The 14355-nt window shown below is 71.8% G+C and carries 12 protein-coding genes, 2 tRNA genes and 1 riboswitch; of the genes, 4 read left to right on the top strand and 10 right to left on the bottom strand.

Annotated features, from left to right (window positions below; genetic code table 11):
- Positions 1 to 63 precede the first annotated feature (63 nt).
- Positions 64 to 1410, top strand: a complete 1347-nt coding sequence (locus ACQF4J_RS24475) for a PrsW family intramembrane metalloprotease (protein WP_351563622.1) — start codon at positions 64 to 66, stop codon at positions 1408 to 1410.
- 18 nt (positions 1411 to 1428) lie between these two features.
- Here ACQF4J_RS24475 and ACQF4J_RS24470 read toward each other — a convergent pair whose 3' ends face one another.
- The 5 genes from ACQF4J_RS24470 to ACQF4J_RS24450 all read right to left on the bottom strand — a co-directional run bounded on the left by ACQF4J_RS24470 (position 1429) and on the right by ACQF4J_RS24450 (position 5499).
- Entirely contained in the window at positions 1429 to 2373 is a 945-nt protein-coding gene (locus ACQF4J_RS24470; RefSeq protein WP_427166805.1) for an aldo/keto reductase, read from the bottom strand.
- A gap of 97 nt (positions 2374 to 2470) precedes the next feature.
- The gene (locus ACQF4J_RS24465; RefSeq protein ID WP_351563617.1) at positions 2471 to 3490 is read right to left on the bottom strand and encodes a M23 family metallopeptidase; all 1020 of its coding nucleotides are present in this window, start codon (positions 3488 to 3490) and stop codon (positions 2471 to 2473) included.
- Positions 3491 to 3502: 12 nt separating this feature from the next.
- A riboswitch (cyclic di-AMP (ydaO/yuaA leader) is annotated at positions 3503 to 3659 on the bottom strand.
- A gap of 215 nt (positions 3660 to 3874) precedes the next feature.
- Positions 3875 to 4153, bottom strand: coding sequence for a hypothetical protein (locus ACQF4J_RS24460; protein ID WP_427166804.1), 279 nt, complete (start codon positions 4151 to 4153; stop codon positions 3875 to 3877).
- Positions 4154 to 4213: 60 nt separating this feature from the next.
- Positions 4214 to 4287 (bottom strand) — tRNA-Met (locus ACQF4J_RS24455).
- Between the two features lie 78 nt (positions 4288 to 4365).
- Entirely contained in the window at positions 4366 to 5499 is a 1134-nt protein-coding gene (locus ACQF4J_RS24450; RefSeq protein ID WP_427166803.1) for a dihydrofolate reductase family protein, read from the bottom strand.
- A 106-nt stretch (positions 5500 to 5605) separates the two neighbouring features.
- Here ACQF4J_RS24450 and ACQF4J_RS24445 point away from each other — a divergent pair, with 106 nt between their 5' ends.
- Entirely contained in the window at positions 5606 to 6136 is a 531-nt protein-coding gene (locus ACQF4J_RS24445) for a MarR family winged helix-turn-helix transcriptional regulator (protein ID WP_351563611.1), read from the top strand.
- A 186-nt stretch (positions 6137 to 6322) separates the two neighbouring features.
- Positions 6323 to 6988, top strand: a complete 666-nt coding sequence (locus ACQF4J_RS24440; protein ID WP_351563608.1) for a GTP cyclohydrolase II — start codon at positions 6323 to 6325, stop codon at positions 6986 to 6988.
- 443 nt (positions 6989 to 7431) lie between these two features.
- Here ACQF4J_RS24440 and ACQF4J_RS24435 read toward each other — a convergent pair whose 3' ends face one another.
- Positions 7432 to 7764 (bottom strand): sensor histidine kinase, encoded by a 333-nt coding sequence (locus ACQF4J_RS24435; protein WP_427166802.1) that lies wholly within the window; start codon positions 7762 to 7764, stop codon positions 7432 to 7434.
- Positions 7765 to 7809: 45 nt separating this feature from the next.
- Positions 7810 to 8025 carry a hypothetical protein gene (locus tag ACQF4J_RS24430; RefSeq protein WP_427166801.1) on the bottom strand — a complete coding sequence of 72 codons (216 nt, stop codon included), beginning with the start codon at positions 8023 to 8025 and terminating at the stop codon, positions 7810 to 7812.
- Positions 8026 to 8291: 266 nt separating this feature from the next.
- Between ACQF4J_RS24430 and ACQF4J_RS24425 the strand changes: the two genes are divergently transcribed.
- Positions 8292 to 10211, top strand: a complete 1920-nt coding sequence (locus tag ACQF4J_RS24425) for an N-acetylmuramoyl-L-alanine amidase (RefSeq protein ID WP_427166800.1) — start codon at positions 8292 to 8294, stop codon at positions 10209 to 10211.
- Between the two features lie 66 nt (positions 10212 to 10277).
- On the opposite strand, the gene ACQF4J_RS24420 is transcribed toward ACQF4J_RS24425, so the two are convergent.
- The 3 genes from ACQF4J_RS24420 to ACQF4J_RS24410 all read right to left on the bottom strand — a co-directional run bounded on the left by ACQF4J_RS24420 (position 10278) and on the right by ACQF4J_RS24410 (position 14312).
- Positions 10278 to 10350: transfer RNA gene (locus ACQF4J_RS24420), tRNA-Lys, on the bottom strand.
- Positions 10351 to 10450: 100 nt separating this feature from the next.
- Positions 10451 to 12004 (bottom strand): amino acid permease, encoded by a 1554-nt coding sequence (locus ACQF4J_RS24415; RefSeq protein WP_427166799.1) that lies wholly within the window; start codon positions 12002 to 12004, stop codon positions 10451 to 10453.
- Positions 12005 to 12152: 148 nt separating this feature from the next.
- Positions 12153 to 14312 carry a DEAD/DEAH box helicase gene (locus tag ACQF4J_RS24410; protein WP_427166798.1) on the bottom strand — a complete coding sequence of 720 codons (2160 nt, stop codon included), beginning with the start codon at positions 14310 to 14312 and terminating at the stop codon, positions 12153 to 12155.
- Positions 14313 to 14355: the final 43 nt, after the last annotated feature.

Raw genomic sequence — 14355 nt, 5'->3', positions numbered from 1 at the left:
GGCTCACGAGGTCAACGCGATACGCCATCGCGGGCGGCGCCTTCGCTCGTTAGGGTCAATGCCGTGGCCACCTTTCCCCCGTACCCGACATACCCGCCGCAGCCGCCGCACCCCGGTGGTCCGGCGGGCAGGGCGCTCGGGCACGCCCACTGGTGGCAGCGCAGAGGGGTGCGCTACGGGGCGCTCAGCACCCTGCTCGCGCTCTCCGGGCTCGTCATCCTCGCCCTGGTGCGCCAACAGACCGGCACCGAGGGATTCCTGGTCGGGCTCGGCCTCGCCGTACTGCCCGTGCCGCTGCTCATAGCCGCCTTCCGGTGGCTCGACCGGGTCGCCCCCGGCCCCTGGCGGAACCTGCTGTTCTCCTTCGCCTGGGGTGCCTGCGCGGCGGCGCTGATAGCGATCGTCGCCAACAGTTTCGCGACCAGATGGATAGCGACGGCGACCGCGGACCCGTCGAGCGCGGACACCCTGGGCGCGACCGTGATAGCGCCGGTCGTCGAGGAGTCCGCCAAGGCCGCCGCCGTCCTGCTCGTGTTCCTCTTCCGCAGACGGGACTTCACGGGCATCGTCGACGGGGTGGTGATAGCCGGCATCACCGCGACCGGCTTCGCGTTCACCGAGAACATCCTCTACCTGGGCACCGCCTTCGGCACCGATCAGCTCACCGGCGACCGGGGCATCGCCTCCGTGACGGCGGCGACCTTCTTCGTACGCGTCATCATGTCGCCGTTCGCGCACCCCCTCTTCACCGTCCTGACCGGCATCGGCTTCGGCCTCGCCGCGACGGCGGCCGACCGGCAGCACGCCCGGCGCGTCCTGGTCCCGCTGTGCGGCCTGCTGCTGGCGATGGGCATGCACGCCATGTGGAACGGCTCGTCGACGTTCGGCGAGTTCGGATTCTTCGCCGTGTACGCCGTCTTCATGGTGCCCGCGTTCGGGCTGCTGACCTGGCTGGTCATCTGGACGCGGCAGCGCGAGCTGCGCACCGTGCGCGAGGAACTGCCCGCCTACGCCGCCGCGGGCTGGCTGACGCCGGCCGAGCCGTTCGCGCTGGGCTCGATGCGGGCGCGGCGGCTGGCCCGCGACTACGCCGCCCACCACTTCGGCAAGCCGGCCGCGCAGGCGGTCCTGCAGTACGAGGCGTACGCCACGTCGCTGGCGTTCCTGCGGCACCGGGGGCGCCGTGGGCGGGCCGGTGCCGACTTCGGCGTACGGGAGCGGGAGTTGCTGACCGAGCTGTGGAACCGGCGGGAGATCGCGGGACCGGCACTGGGGTACGCGGCACGCGCGACGGCCCCACCGGTACCGGTGACGACACCCCCGTGGCCTGGCTACGGCGGCTACGGGGCATACGGCCATCCGACCTACCCGGCAACGCCGTACCCCGCGTACAACCCGTACCAGTCGTAGCCCCTACGCACGGCACGATCAGGCCGAGGCCTCCGTCAGGCGGGTGATCTCCGCGTCGGTCAGGGTCAGGTCCGCCACGTCCAGGAGGGGCGGGAGCTGGTCCGGGGTGCGGGCCGAGGCGATCGGGGCGGCCACCGTCGGCTGGGCGGCGAGCCAGGCCAGGGCGACCGTGGCGACGGGTGCGCCGTGCGCCTCGGCGACCTCGTCCAGGGCCGTCAGGACCTTCCGGCCGCGCTCGGTCTGCAGGTGCTTGCCGGCGCCCGCGGCCCGCGCGCCCTCGACCACGGCACCGGGCCGGTACTTGCCGGTGAGGAAACCGGAGGCCAGGGCGTAGTACGGGACGGTGGCCAGGCCCTGGCAGGAGGCGAGGTCCTGCAGGGGGCCCTCGTAGGTGTCACGGGAGACCAGGTTGTAGTGCGGCTGCAGGGCGACGTACTTGGCCAGGCCCTCGCGGTCGGAGAACTCCAGGGACTCGGCAAGGCGCTCGGCGGAGATGTTGGACGCGGCGATCGCCCGCACCTTGCCCGCCCTCACCAGCTCGTCCAGCGCCCCGATGATCTCCTCGACGGGCGTCTCGGGCTTGTCGAAGTGGGTGTAGTACAGGTCGATGCGGTCGGTGCCGAGGCGGCGCAGCGAGGCCTCCGCGGCGGCCTTGATGTTGGCGGCCGACAGGCCCGGGAACTCTGGGTGCTGGCTGACCTTCGTGGCGACCACGACGTCGTCGCGGTTGCCGCGCGCCGCCAGCCACCGGCCGATGATCGTCTCGGACTCGCCTCCGCTGTTGCCCTCGACCCATGCGGAGTAGGAGTCGGCGGTGTCGACGAAGTTGCCGCCCGCGGCCGCGTAGGCGTCCAGGACCGCGAAGGAGGTGGCCTCGTCGGCCGTCCAGCCGAAGACGTTGCCGCCGAGGGAGAGGGGGAAGACCTCGAGGTCGGAGTTGCCGAGCTTGCGAAGAGAAGTCATGTCCTACGTCAACGAAGACCCCGGAGCGCGGTCTTCCGGAACGGCCGCAAACATCCCGTAAACAATCGGAGGCGGCCGTTCCGCGGACGTACGGAGGTCAGGGGTTCAGGCCGTTGCCGCGCAGCCACGTCATCGGGTCGATCCCGGTGGCCTGGCCGTTCGGGTGGACCTCGAGGTGCAGGTGCGGGCCGGTCACGTTGCCGGTGGCGCCGACGCGGCCGATGACGTCACCGGTGGCGACCTTCTGGCCGACGCTGACGCTGATCGACGACTGGTGGCAGAACCACAGCTCGGTGCCGTCGTCGAGGGTGAGGATCGTGCGGTAGCCGTACGAGCCCGCCCAGCCGGCCTCGGTGATGGTGCCGCTGTGGATGGCCTTGATGAGCGTGCCCGTGGGGGCGGCGAAGTCGAGACCCGTGTGGTAGCCGGAGGACCACATGGAACCGGCCTGGCCGAAGGTGCCGGTGATCGTGTACGACCCGACCGGGAGCTTGAACTGCTTGGCCAGCTCCGCCAGCCGCGCCTGCTCTTCCTTCTTCTTGGCCTCGGCCTCCGCCTTCTGCTTGGCGTCGGCGGCCCTGGCCGCGGCGTCCTGCTCCGCCTTGGTGGCGGCGGCGTCGACCTGCTTGGCGAAGGTCGCCTCGGTGACCGCCTGGGCCTTGCTGTCGACCTGGACCTGCTGCGCCTCGGCCTGCGCCATGATCCGGTCGCGCAGCGCCTCGCCCGCGTCCCTGGCGCCCTGCGCGGTGTCCTCGGTGGTCACGCCGACGCTGCTGAGCGCCGTGGCGGAACCCTTGGGGGCCTCGTCGCCGCCGAACACGTGGCTCACGGAGGCGAGGTCGGGCATCGAGATGGAGACGGGGGGCTTGCCGGTGTTGGCGCTGGCCATGCCGCCCGCGCCGACGGCGGCTATGACGCCGACGCCGAGAACCGTGGAGCTGCGGGCCAGCCCGCCGCCGCGCTGCTTGGACACACGGTGCTTGCCCCGAACCGGGCGTACGGACTCCGCGGTGGGATTCCACTCCTCCCACTGGCCCTCGTCGGTGCGGGGGGCGAAGCCGAAGGGCTCGGTGCTCGGCACGAAGGGTGCTGCCGGGGCAGGCGGGTTGGACGCCACGTGGGCGTGCTCCTTTCCTTCCTTCTCGCCTACCGGGTTAGCTGACGGGTTCGGAGCAGGAAGGTCTCCTACGCGCGTATACCGGCCGTGGGCCCACGGTGGCATCCGCGCGATTCACCCCAGGGTGGTGGTTCCCCGGTTCCCTTGCGGGATTCGGCGCGTGCGCACGGAGCCGCCTCTTGTGACGGCTGGGACGACCGCGCTGCGTTATCGAACGTTAATAGACCCGGGGTGTGGATTCCAAGCAGTTCGGCTTGATCATTAACGTTTCCGGCCCGGACGTACAGGTCCATGACCGGCGAAAAACGGGCGAGTTGACCCCTTCTCGGGATCTTCACAGCTCTTGACGGTCCGTCAGTTGTTATGCGGAGGGCGGCCATCCGATCACCTGGCGTGACGCGGTGCGGCGAGCATCGCCATGTCGTCCGTCGTGCCGTCCCCGGTGTGCCGGTGCACCTCCTGGGCGAGGGCGGCGAGCAGCCCAGCCGGATCGGCGAAGACCCGGCCCCGAAGGCCCGCCGCGGGATCTTGGAACTCCCCGTGCCGGTCCCGCGCCTCGCACGGCCCGCCGGTGTGCAGCGGCAGCGGGGGCGGACGGCCGCGGTGGACGATCCTGACCACGCCGTCGCCGTGCGGACCGCTCGGCCGGGTCGGGGACACCATGGGGGGGGGGAAACACCGAGGGCCGGAACCCGTTTCCGGATTCCGGCCCTCGGCCTTCAGTAGCGGGGACAGGATTTGAACCTGCGACCTCTGGGTTATGAGCCCAGCGAGCTACCGAGCTGCTCCACCCCGCGTCGTTGTGACTCCAGTGTACGCCATCCGCGGGACGCCCAGCACCAGGGTTTCGGTCCGGCCCCCTTCACCTGCGGTTCTCAGCCGCCCAGCAGATGGGCGTTCGGCGCCTTGGCCGATGCCTCGTGCTCCTCCAGCAGGACGACGTCTACCCCGGCCGCCGCCAGCAGTCCGTTCCCGTCGGCCTCCTCGACGAAGGTGTCCGGCTCCCGCCAGGCCGTCACCACCCGCCGGACACCGGCCTCCAGGATCAGCCGGGAACACGGCTTCGGCCGGGACGCGCGCCGCGCGCAGGGCTCCAGGCTGCTGTAGACGGTCGCGTGCGCCAGCCGCGGATCGGCCGGATCGATCTTCGCGAGCGCCGCCTCCTCCGCGTGCACCGTGGGATCGCCGGCCTCGCGGGAGTGGCCGCGCGCGAGTTCCGTGCCGTCGTCGGCGACGACGACCGCCCCGACGCTGAAGGCCGTCTTCGAGGGCGGGCACTGGGCGGCCAGCGCGCAGGCGAGCCGCAGCCAGTGGTGGTCGGCGGCGGAAGGGACCGGTCCCGTGCCGGGTGCCGTGGGCTCGTAGCGCATCAGCACCACGTCCTCGATGCGCCGGCTGTCCACCAGTCTGAGCCGGCCACCCTGGTAGCCGCCCGGTCCGAACAGCCGGGGCGCCTTCTCGTCGCCGACGAACACCGGGGCCAGCACCAGCTGCAGCTCGTCCGCCAGCCCCTGGAGCAGCAGCTGCGTGTGGATCGTGCCACCGCCCTCGACCATCAGGCGCGCGACGCCGCGTACGTCGTGCAGGTGCTCCAGGAGGCGGCGCCAGTCGAGTCCGGGGCCCAGGGGGACGACGTCGGCGGCGAGGCCGAGGCCGGCGGCCCGCCGCGCGCCCTCGTCCGTCGTGTACAGCACCTTCTCCCCGCCGGTGTGCCAGAACTGCGCCGTCGGGTCGAGGTCGCCGGAGCCGCTGACGGTGACCTTGAGGGGGTACTCCGGCTTCCCCTCGGCCGTGCGGGCCGCGCGCCGCTCGGGCGAGTTGACCAGCAGGCGCGGGTTGTCGGCGCGGATCGTGCCGGCGCCGACCAGGATCGCGTCCACGGACGCCCGCACCTCGTCCACGCGGTCGAAGTCGGCCGGGGACGAGAGCAGCAGCCGCTCGGGGCCGGTGTCGTCGAGGTAGCCGTCGAGGGAGACGGCGGCGGACAGCAGGACGTGGGGGTACGGCATCGGGCGTGCTCGCTCTCGGAGGCCGGGGGCGCTTGGTCAAAGGGGCGCTTGCCACTTGCCCAAAGGCTCGCTTGGTTAAAGTTTGAAACAAACCTACACTGGTCGCATGACGACTCGCTGGCTCACCGGCAAGGAGCAGCGCGCCTGGCGCGCGTACATCGCGGCGACGCACCTCCTGGAGGACGCGATCGACCGCCAGCTCCAGCAGGACGCCGGCATGCCCCATCTGTACTACTCCATCCTGGCCAACCTCTCCGAGGCGCCGGAGCGCAAGTTGCGGATGACCGATCTCGCCGAGAAGTCGAAGATCACGCGCAGCAGGCTGACCTACGCCGTGACGCGGTTGGAGAGGGACGGGCTGATCCGGCGCGAGGACTGCCAGTGGGACAAGCGGAGCAGCTTCGCGACCCTCACCGACGAGGGGATGGCGGTCCTGGAGCGCACGGCGCCGGGGCATGTGGAGACCGTCCGGGCGGCGGTGTTCGACCATCTCTCGGAGGAGCAGGTGGAGCGGCTGGAGGAGATCAGCTCCGCGATCGTACGGGCGCTGGAGGGTGCGGAGACGCCGCGGCCGACCTCCGACGAGGTGCCGTGGCGGCGGCGGTCGTCGCCGTGTTCGGGCTCGGGTTCGGACTAGGGCTCGCTCGGGCTGGGCTCGGGCTCGGGCTCGTTGTGAGGACACCCTCGTCAAGTTCCCCGCGTGAGCCGGGTCGCAAATCTGTTGCTTCAAATTTAAAGCACGGGTAGGGTTCCCACCGTGGATCTGCTTCAAATCTGAAGCAGCACTCCGCACGGTCCTGCACCCGGACACAGGAGAACCCCCATGCCCGACTTCCCCGCCGCCACGCCGCGCTCCCGCGTCCGGGTGCCGCTGCGCTTCAACGACGGCTACAGCGTCGACGCCGAGCTCGTCACCTTCCACGGTCTGGCCGACGGCCAGGAACACGTCGCCGTCGTCCTCGGCGACCCCGCCCCCGGCACCGTCCCGCTGGTCCGCCTGCACTCCGAGTGCCTGACCGGCGACGTCTTCGGCTCCGCCCGCTGCGACTGCGGCCCGCAGCTGCGGGAGGCGGTCGAGCGCATCGCGGCCCGCGGCGGCGTCCTGCTCTACCTCCGCCAGGAGGGCCGCGGCATCGGCCTCTACAACAAGCTCGACGCGTACGCCCTGCAGGACCAGGGCCTCGACACCTACGAGGCGAACGCCGCCCTGGGCCTGCCCGAGGACGCCCGCGACTACACGGCCGCCGCCCAGATGCTGCGGTCGCTGGGCGTCACCGAACTGGACCTGCTGTCCAACAACCCCGACAAGGCGGGCCAGCTGCGCGACCTCGGCATCACGGTCCACGACCGGGTCCCGACCGGCGTCTTCACGACCGCCCACAACGTCCGCTACCTGCGCGCGAAGGTCCTCCAGACCCAGCACACACTGCCGCTGGGCGAACTGACGGAACGCGGCACGGGCGAACTGACGGAACTCAACGCGGGCTGAGGCCGAGGCCGACGGACGGGGAAGGGCCGGGCGCGGGCACGGCCGGACGCGCGGGGCAGAAGACGGACGCGGCCGACGCACGACTCACAGGCCCGCCGCAGGCGCCGCCGCCACGGGCTCGTCGCGCCGGTGTCCGGGCCCACCGCCCGTGCGCCCTGCGGCCGACGCACAGCTGACAGGCCCACCGCAGGCGCCGCCCGCCCAGGCTCATTGCGCCGGTGTCCGGGCCCACCGCCCGCGCGCCCTGCGGCCGACACACAGCTGACAGGCCCACCGCAGGCGCCGCCCGCCCAGGCTCATTGCGCCGGTGTCCCGGCCCACCGCCCGTGCACCCTGCGGCCGACACACAGCTGACAGGCCCGCCGCAGGCGCCGCCGCCACGGGCTCGTCGCGCCGGTGTCCGGGCCCACCGCCCGTGCGGCGCCGTATCCCGTCCGGCGCCGTCACCACACGCACGGCAGCGCCGCGTCGATGGTCGTCGGGCCGCCCGGCTGGCTGGAGATCTCCATGGTGCCGTCCAGGGCCGCGACCCGGCGTCGTATGCCCAGCAGGCCCGAGCCGCCGGACTCGTCGGCGCCGCCCCGCCCCTCGTCGGCCACCCGCACCCGCAGCCCCCGCTTCAGCCGGACGAGCCGGACCGAGGCGCGGGACGAGCCGCTGTGTTTCGCGGCGTTGGTGAGGGCCTCGGCGACCACGAAGTAGGCGGCCGCCTCGATGGCGGCCGGCGCCCGCGGCCCGTCCTCCGCGAGCCCCTCCACCTCCACCGCGACCTCCACCTCGCGCAGCGTCCCCGTGAGCGGCCGGTACGCCTCCGGGATCCGCTACCCAGTCCAGCCGGCCGTCATGGCGCGCTTGGCGCCGGCGATCCGCCGCAGGAGCAGCACCGTCTCGGGCAGCAGCCAGGCGCCGACCACGACGACCGTACCGACGGCCGTGATCAGCAGCACCGTGATGAAGAGCCACAGCCCGAAGGCAAGGGCCGCGGCGGGCGCGAGGTGAAGCGTCGCGCGGGCCGCCTGCCGCACCGCTTTCCACATACCGCCACGCTGAGCGAGCGGGCGCCCGCGGCGCGGTGCAGCGGGCTGCACCATCGAGGCCGGTCAGCCGCGGGCCAGGCGCCGTTCACGAAGCTTCCACGCCCAAATTCCCTTCCGCTCACGGGAGTTGACATACTCTCCTCCCGGAGAAGGACCGTCCGCCGCCGGCCTGTGGGCTCACCGGCCGGCCGGGTCGGCGAATCGACGCCGCGTCACACGCGCGTTCTCCGCAGCCATCCGAGTCGACTCAGGTCCGGGATCCCTTGATGACCACACACAGTGACAGACGCGGGCACACGTCCCGCCTCCGCCGTCCGGCCCTCCTGGCCGCGGTCGCCGCACTGGCCGTCGCCGGCGCGACGACCGTACCGGTGACGGCGGCGGCCGCCGACCCCGCCGGCCGCCCGGCACCCTCGCTCGAGCGGGCCTTCACCGCCGCCGCCGACGCGTACCACGTGCCGCGCCAGGTGCTGCTGGCCGTGTCGTACCAGGAGTCCGCCTGGGACACGCACCCCGGGCAGCACAGCACGGACGGCGGCTACGGCCCGATGCACCTGACGGACGTGACCCCCGCCATGCTGGCCGCGGGTCCCGCGGGAGCCGCCGGGCGCGGCGATCTGGCGCAGCTGGCCGCCGACCCTGCCCTGCACACGCTTCGAGCCGCCGCGAAACTGACCGGCCTGTCCGCCGAGCGGCTGCGCACCGACCCGGCCGCCAACATCCGTGGCGGCGCGGCCCTGCTCGCCGCGTACCAGCGCAAGGCGACCGGCGGCACCTCCACGGACCCCGGCAACTGGTACGGAGCGGTGGCCCGTTACAGCCAGTCCTCCCAGCGCCAGGGCGCCGCGGCCTTCGCCGACCGCGTCTTCGCCTCCCTGCGCAAGGGCGCCGCCCGCACCACCTCCGACGGCCGGCGCATGAGCCTGGCGGCCGACAGCGGCATACGCCCCGCGACCGGCCAGCTGGCCGCGCTGCACCTGAAGTCCGCGGCGGCCACGGATGTCGAATGCCCGCCCACCCTGGACTGCACCTTCGTCCCGGCGGCGGCGTCCAACGGCCAGGTCTCGAACCGCCCCGCCAACGGCATCAGGATCGACACCATCGTCATCCACGACACCGAGAGCTCCTACGACGCCGCCATCAAGACCTTCCAGCAGGCGGGCGGCGCCGCCGCTCACTACGTGATGCGCTCCGCCGACGGCGCGGTGACGCAGATGGTGCCCACGAAGGACCTCGCCTTCCACGCCGGCAACTACACCGCCAACATGCACTCGATCGGCATCGAGCACGAGGGCTACGCCGCGCACGGCGCGACCTGGTACACCGAGGCGCAGTACGAGGCCACGGCCGAGCTGGTCGCGTACCTCGCCGCCCGGTACGACATCCCGCTGGACCGCCAGCACATCATCGGCCACGACAACGTCGCCGGGCCGAAGTCGTCCCTCGTCTCCGGCATGCACTGGGACCCGGGCCCGTCCTGGGACTGGAACCACTTCATGAACCTGCTCGGCGTGCACACCGGCCCGCACGGCGTCGGCCCCGTCGGCTCGGCCGTCACCATCGCTCCCCGGTTCGAGGACAACCTGCAGACCGTCCAGGTCTGCCCCGCCGACGACCCGACCGGCGCCACCACCGCCTGCACCGAGACGCAGCAGCCGTCGAACTTCGTCTACCTGCGCACCGAGCCCGCCGACACCGCGCCCCTCTTCGGCGACCAGGCCATCCACCCGGGCGCGGCCGGCACCGACCGGATCAACGACTGGGGCGCCACGGCGGCGGCCGGCCAGCAGTTCGTGGTCGCCGACCAGGACGGCGACTGGACCGCGATCTGGTACAGCGGCGCGAAGGTGTGGTTCTACAACCCGCACGGCTGCAACACCGCACCTGCCCACGGCGTTCAGGTGATCGGCGCGGCCGGCACCTCACCGGTCGCGGTGTACGGCTCCGGCTACCCGGACGCCGCCGAGTACCCCTCGGGCCTGTCCCCCTCGACCCAGACCCCGCTGAGCATGTACACGGTGCCCACCGGCCAGGCCTACGTGGCGACCGCGCCGGCCGCCCCCACACAGGACTTCTTCCCCTCCAGCGGAACGGTCGTCACCGGCGCCAAGTCGATGTACACCATCCAGTACAACCACCGTGTCGCCCTGGTCTACGCCGGGGACGTCACGGCGTCCGCGGGATGACCGCCGACTGACCCGTACAGCACACGAAAGCCCCAGGTCGTGATCTTTCCGACCTGGGGCTCTGTGTAGGCCCTGTGGGACTCGAACCCACAACCAATGGATTAAAAGTCCACTGCTCTGCCAATTGAGCTAAGGGCCCTTGGCGATGTTGCCTCCCCGAGCATAGCCGGACACGGCCGTGTCTCCGATCGGGTATCGGGGACACGGCCGTGCCGTGCCGCGCGAGGGCGCCGGGAGTGTTACGGATCGACCTTTTGCGCACCGCCCGCGCTGCCGGTCCGCGCCGCCTCACGGGCCTGGGTGCGGGCGTGGGACGGGTTGAGGAACCAGTGCCGGGCCGAGGCCCCCCACCACGCGGCCGCGAAGCCGAGGACGACCAGGACGGCGACGGGCGCGTAGTTGAAGGTCTCCAAGGTGACCGGGGAGACCTGGGGCATCATGAACAGGACCGTGATGACACCGACCCACACCACCGACACCCAGCCGATCGGCGTCGACCAGCGGCCCAGGTGCCACGGCCCCCGCTCGAAGGCCTCCCCCTTGCGCACCCGCAGCAGCGTCGGGATGACGTAGGCGATGTAGAGACCGATGACCGCGATCGAGGTCACCGCCGCGTACGCCGTCACGTTGATCAGGTACGGCAGCCCCAGCACCAGCGCTCCCACCGCCGCCAGCCACACCGCGGCGACGGGCGTCCGGGTGCGCGGGCTGACGGTGTGCCAGACGTGGGAGAAGGGCAGCGCGCCGTCGCGCGAAAAGGCGTAGATCATGCGGCTGTTGGCGGTCACGGACGCCATTCCGCAGAACAGCTGCGCCCCGATCACGATCAAGAGCAGCAGCTTCCCGGCCGTCGCCCCCAGCGCGTCCAGCAGGATCTGGGCCGGCGGCGCGCCCGTCGCGGACCCGAGTTCCTTGTCGTAGGACTGGATGGCGAAGGTGAAGCCGAGGAGCAGGACGAAGCCCGCGATCCACGACGTCCAGATCGACTGCACGATCCCCTTCGGGCCCGCGGTGGACGCGTCGTGCGTCTCCTCCGTCATATGGGCGGAGGCGTCGTAGCCGGTGAAGGTGTACTGGGCCATCAGCAGGCCCAGCAGGACGACGTAGACCCCGCTGCCCCAGCCCGTGTTGTTCACGAACTTCCCGAACACGAAGGACGCCGACTGGTGGTGGTCGGGTACGAAGGCCAGCGCGCCGACGATCACGCCGACGCCCAGCACGTGCCACCACACGCTGATGTCGTTCAGCAGGGCGACGATCTTCACGCCGAAGGTGTTCAGCAGGCCGTGCAGCAGCAGGATCGCGGCGAACAGCAGGACCGTCCGCCCCTTCGTCACCTCGAAGCCGAACTGCAGGTTCAGATACGCGCCGAGGAAGGAGGCGGCGCCGAAGTCGATGCCCGCCGTCACCGCCACCTGGCCCAGCACGTTGAACCAGCCCGTGAACCACGCCCAGGCGGCCGCCGAGCGGGGCGGGGCGAGCCGGTGCGCCCAGAAGTACAGGCCGGCCGACGTCGGGTAGGCCGAACAGATCTCGGCCATCGACAGCCCGACGAACAGCGTCATCAGGCCCACGGCCACCCAGCCCCAGGTGATCACCGCCGGGCCGCCGGTGTTCATGCCGAAGGCGTAGAGGGTCAGGCAGCCCGACAGGACCGAGATGATCGTGAACGAGACCGCGTAGTTGCTGAACGCCGACATCCGGCGGGCAAGGACCTGCGTGTAGCCGAGCTGGGCAAGCCGCTCTTCGTCGGAGAGACCCGACTGCCCGCTCGCAATGGCGTCATCTGTCATGCCCCCAGCGATTCCCTCGGCGGAGGCGTGACATGCGTCACAACATACGTGCTTTGGCCAAAAGTTTTCGTCGCCGGTAAGTGCCGCGCAAACGCGGGAGGGCCCGTACGACCGAAGTCGTACGGGCCCTCGTTCAGCTCACTCGGTGTCAGCCGTTGCGCTTCCAGCGCGGCTTGTCGTCACGGCGCCCGAAGGAACCGGTGCCACGGTGGTCGTCACGGCGGCCGTAGGGACGCTCGTGGCCGCCGGCGCGGAAGCCCGGGCGGTCGTCGCGGCGGTCACGGTTGAACGGACGGTCGCTGCCACGGTGGCCGCCACGGTCGTCACGACGCTCGAAGGAACGGCCGGCCGGACGGTCGTCACGGCGGAAGCCGCCGCGCTCGTTGTCCCGGCGCTCGAAGGAACGGCCGGCGGGACGCTCGTCACGACGCTCGAAGGAGCGGCCTGCCGGACGGTCGTCGCGACGCTCGAAGGAACGGCCGCCACGGTCGTCGCGGCGGTCGTCACGGCGGAAGCCGCCACGGTCACCACGGTCGTTGTCACGACGCTCGAAGCCACGGCCACCGCGGTCGTCACGACGCTCGAAGGAACGGCCGCCACGGTCGTCGCGGCGGTCGTCACGGCGGAAGCCGCCACGGTCACCACGGTCGTTGTCACGACGCTCAAAGCCACGGCCACCGCGGTCGTCACGACGCTCGAAGGAACGGCCGCCACGGTCGTCGCGGCGGTCGTCACGGCGGAAGCCGCCACGGTCACCACGGTCGTTGTCACGGCGCTCACGACGCTCGTACGACGGCGCCGGCTCCGTGCGCTCGACGTCCTGCGCGGCCGGCTGCTCCGGCACGGACGCCGCGGCCACGGTCTCGGCGGCCTCGGTCACCGCCGCCTGCGCCTCGGCCACCGCGGCCTCGGGGTCCTCGCCGCGCTCACGGGCGACCCGGGCGACGAGCCGGTCGGCCTCCTCGCGCAGCTCGGTCGCGCGCCGCTGCGCCCGCTCCAGCTGCTTGGTGAGGTGGGCGACCTCGCGCTCGGCCTGCTGCGCCGCGTTGCCCGCGGACTCGGCCTGCACCTCGGTCATCGAACGGGCGCCGGTGATCTCGGCGACCTCCGGCTCGAAGGCCGCACCGGAGTTGATGATGTGCCGCGAGGCGTCGACGCCCGCGTCCTCCATCAGCCGGAAGATCTGGCGGCGCTGGTGCGGCAGGGACAGCGACACGACGGTGCCGGAGCGGCCCGCACGCGCGGTACGCCCGGAACGGTGCAGGTAGTCCTTGTGGTCGCCGGCGGGGTCCACGTTCAGCACCAGGTCGATGCCGTCGACGTGGATACCGCGGGCGGCAACGTCGGTCGCGACGAGCGCGTTGACGTAGCCGTCCTTGAAGTCGGCCAGCGTCCGGGTACGCGCGCCCTGCGTCATGCCGCCGTGCAGCGCGTCCGCCTTCACACCCGCGTCGCGCAGCTGCTCGGCGATGCGGTCCGCGCCCAGCTGGGTGCGGACGAAGATGATCGTGCGGCCCTTGCGAGACGCGATCGCCGCGGTGACCGGCGCCTTGTCCTTCGGCTTCACGATCAGGATGTGGTGCGACATGGTCGTGACGTTGCCCTGGGCACTGTCGACCTCGTGCGTCGCCGGGTTCGTCAGGTAACGGTCGACCAGCGTCTTGATCTCGTTCTCCATCGTCGCGGAGAAGAGCATGCGCTGACCGCCGGCCGGCACCTGGTCGAGCAGTTCGGTGACCTCGGGCAGGAAGCCCAGGTCGGACATCTGGTCGGCCTCGTCCAGGACGGTGACCTTCACGTCCTCCAGCGAGCAGGCGCCGCGGTTGATGAGGTCGCGCAGGCGGCCCGGGGTGGCGACGAGGACGTCGACGCCGCGTTCCAGGGCGTAGATCTGGTTGCCCATCGACGTACCGCCGCAGACGACCTTCATCTTCAGGCCGAGGACGTCGCCGTAGGGCTGCAGCGCGTCCGCGACCTGCATGGCGAGCTCACGGGTCGGCGTCAGGATGACGGCGCGCGGCTTGTGCTTCTGGGTGTGGCCGCCGGCCAGCGTGGCCAGCGTCGGCAGGCCGAAGGAGAGGGTTTTGCCGGAGCCGGTGCGGCCACGGCCGAGGATGTCCTTGCCGGCCAGGGCGTCCGGGATGGTCGCGGCCTGGATCGGGAAGGGGACCGTCACGCCGTTCTGCGCGAGCTTGCGCACAACGCCCTCGGGCAGACCGAGGTCGGCGAAGGTCACCTCGGGGGCAACCTGCTCCTCCGTCTCGCCGTTCTCGGGCACGACGACGTGATCAGTACTGGAAATGGACATGCGTATGCGAAACCTTCCGGAGTCTCGTCGGCACGCGCCCGTC

Source organism: Streptomyces sp. C1-1 (genome assembly GCF_050214755.1).
In the GTDB taxonomy this organism is placed as follows: domain Bacteria; phylum Actinomycetota; class Actinomycetes; order Streptomycetales; family Streptomycetaceae; genus Streptomyces.
Note: the sequence above shows the minus strand (reverse complement) of the source record. Positions and strands in the feature narration are given on the sequence as shown.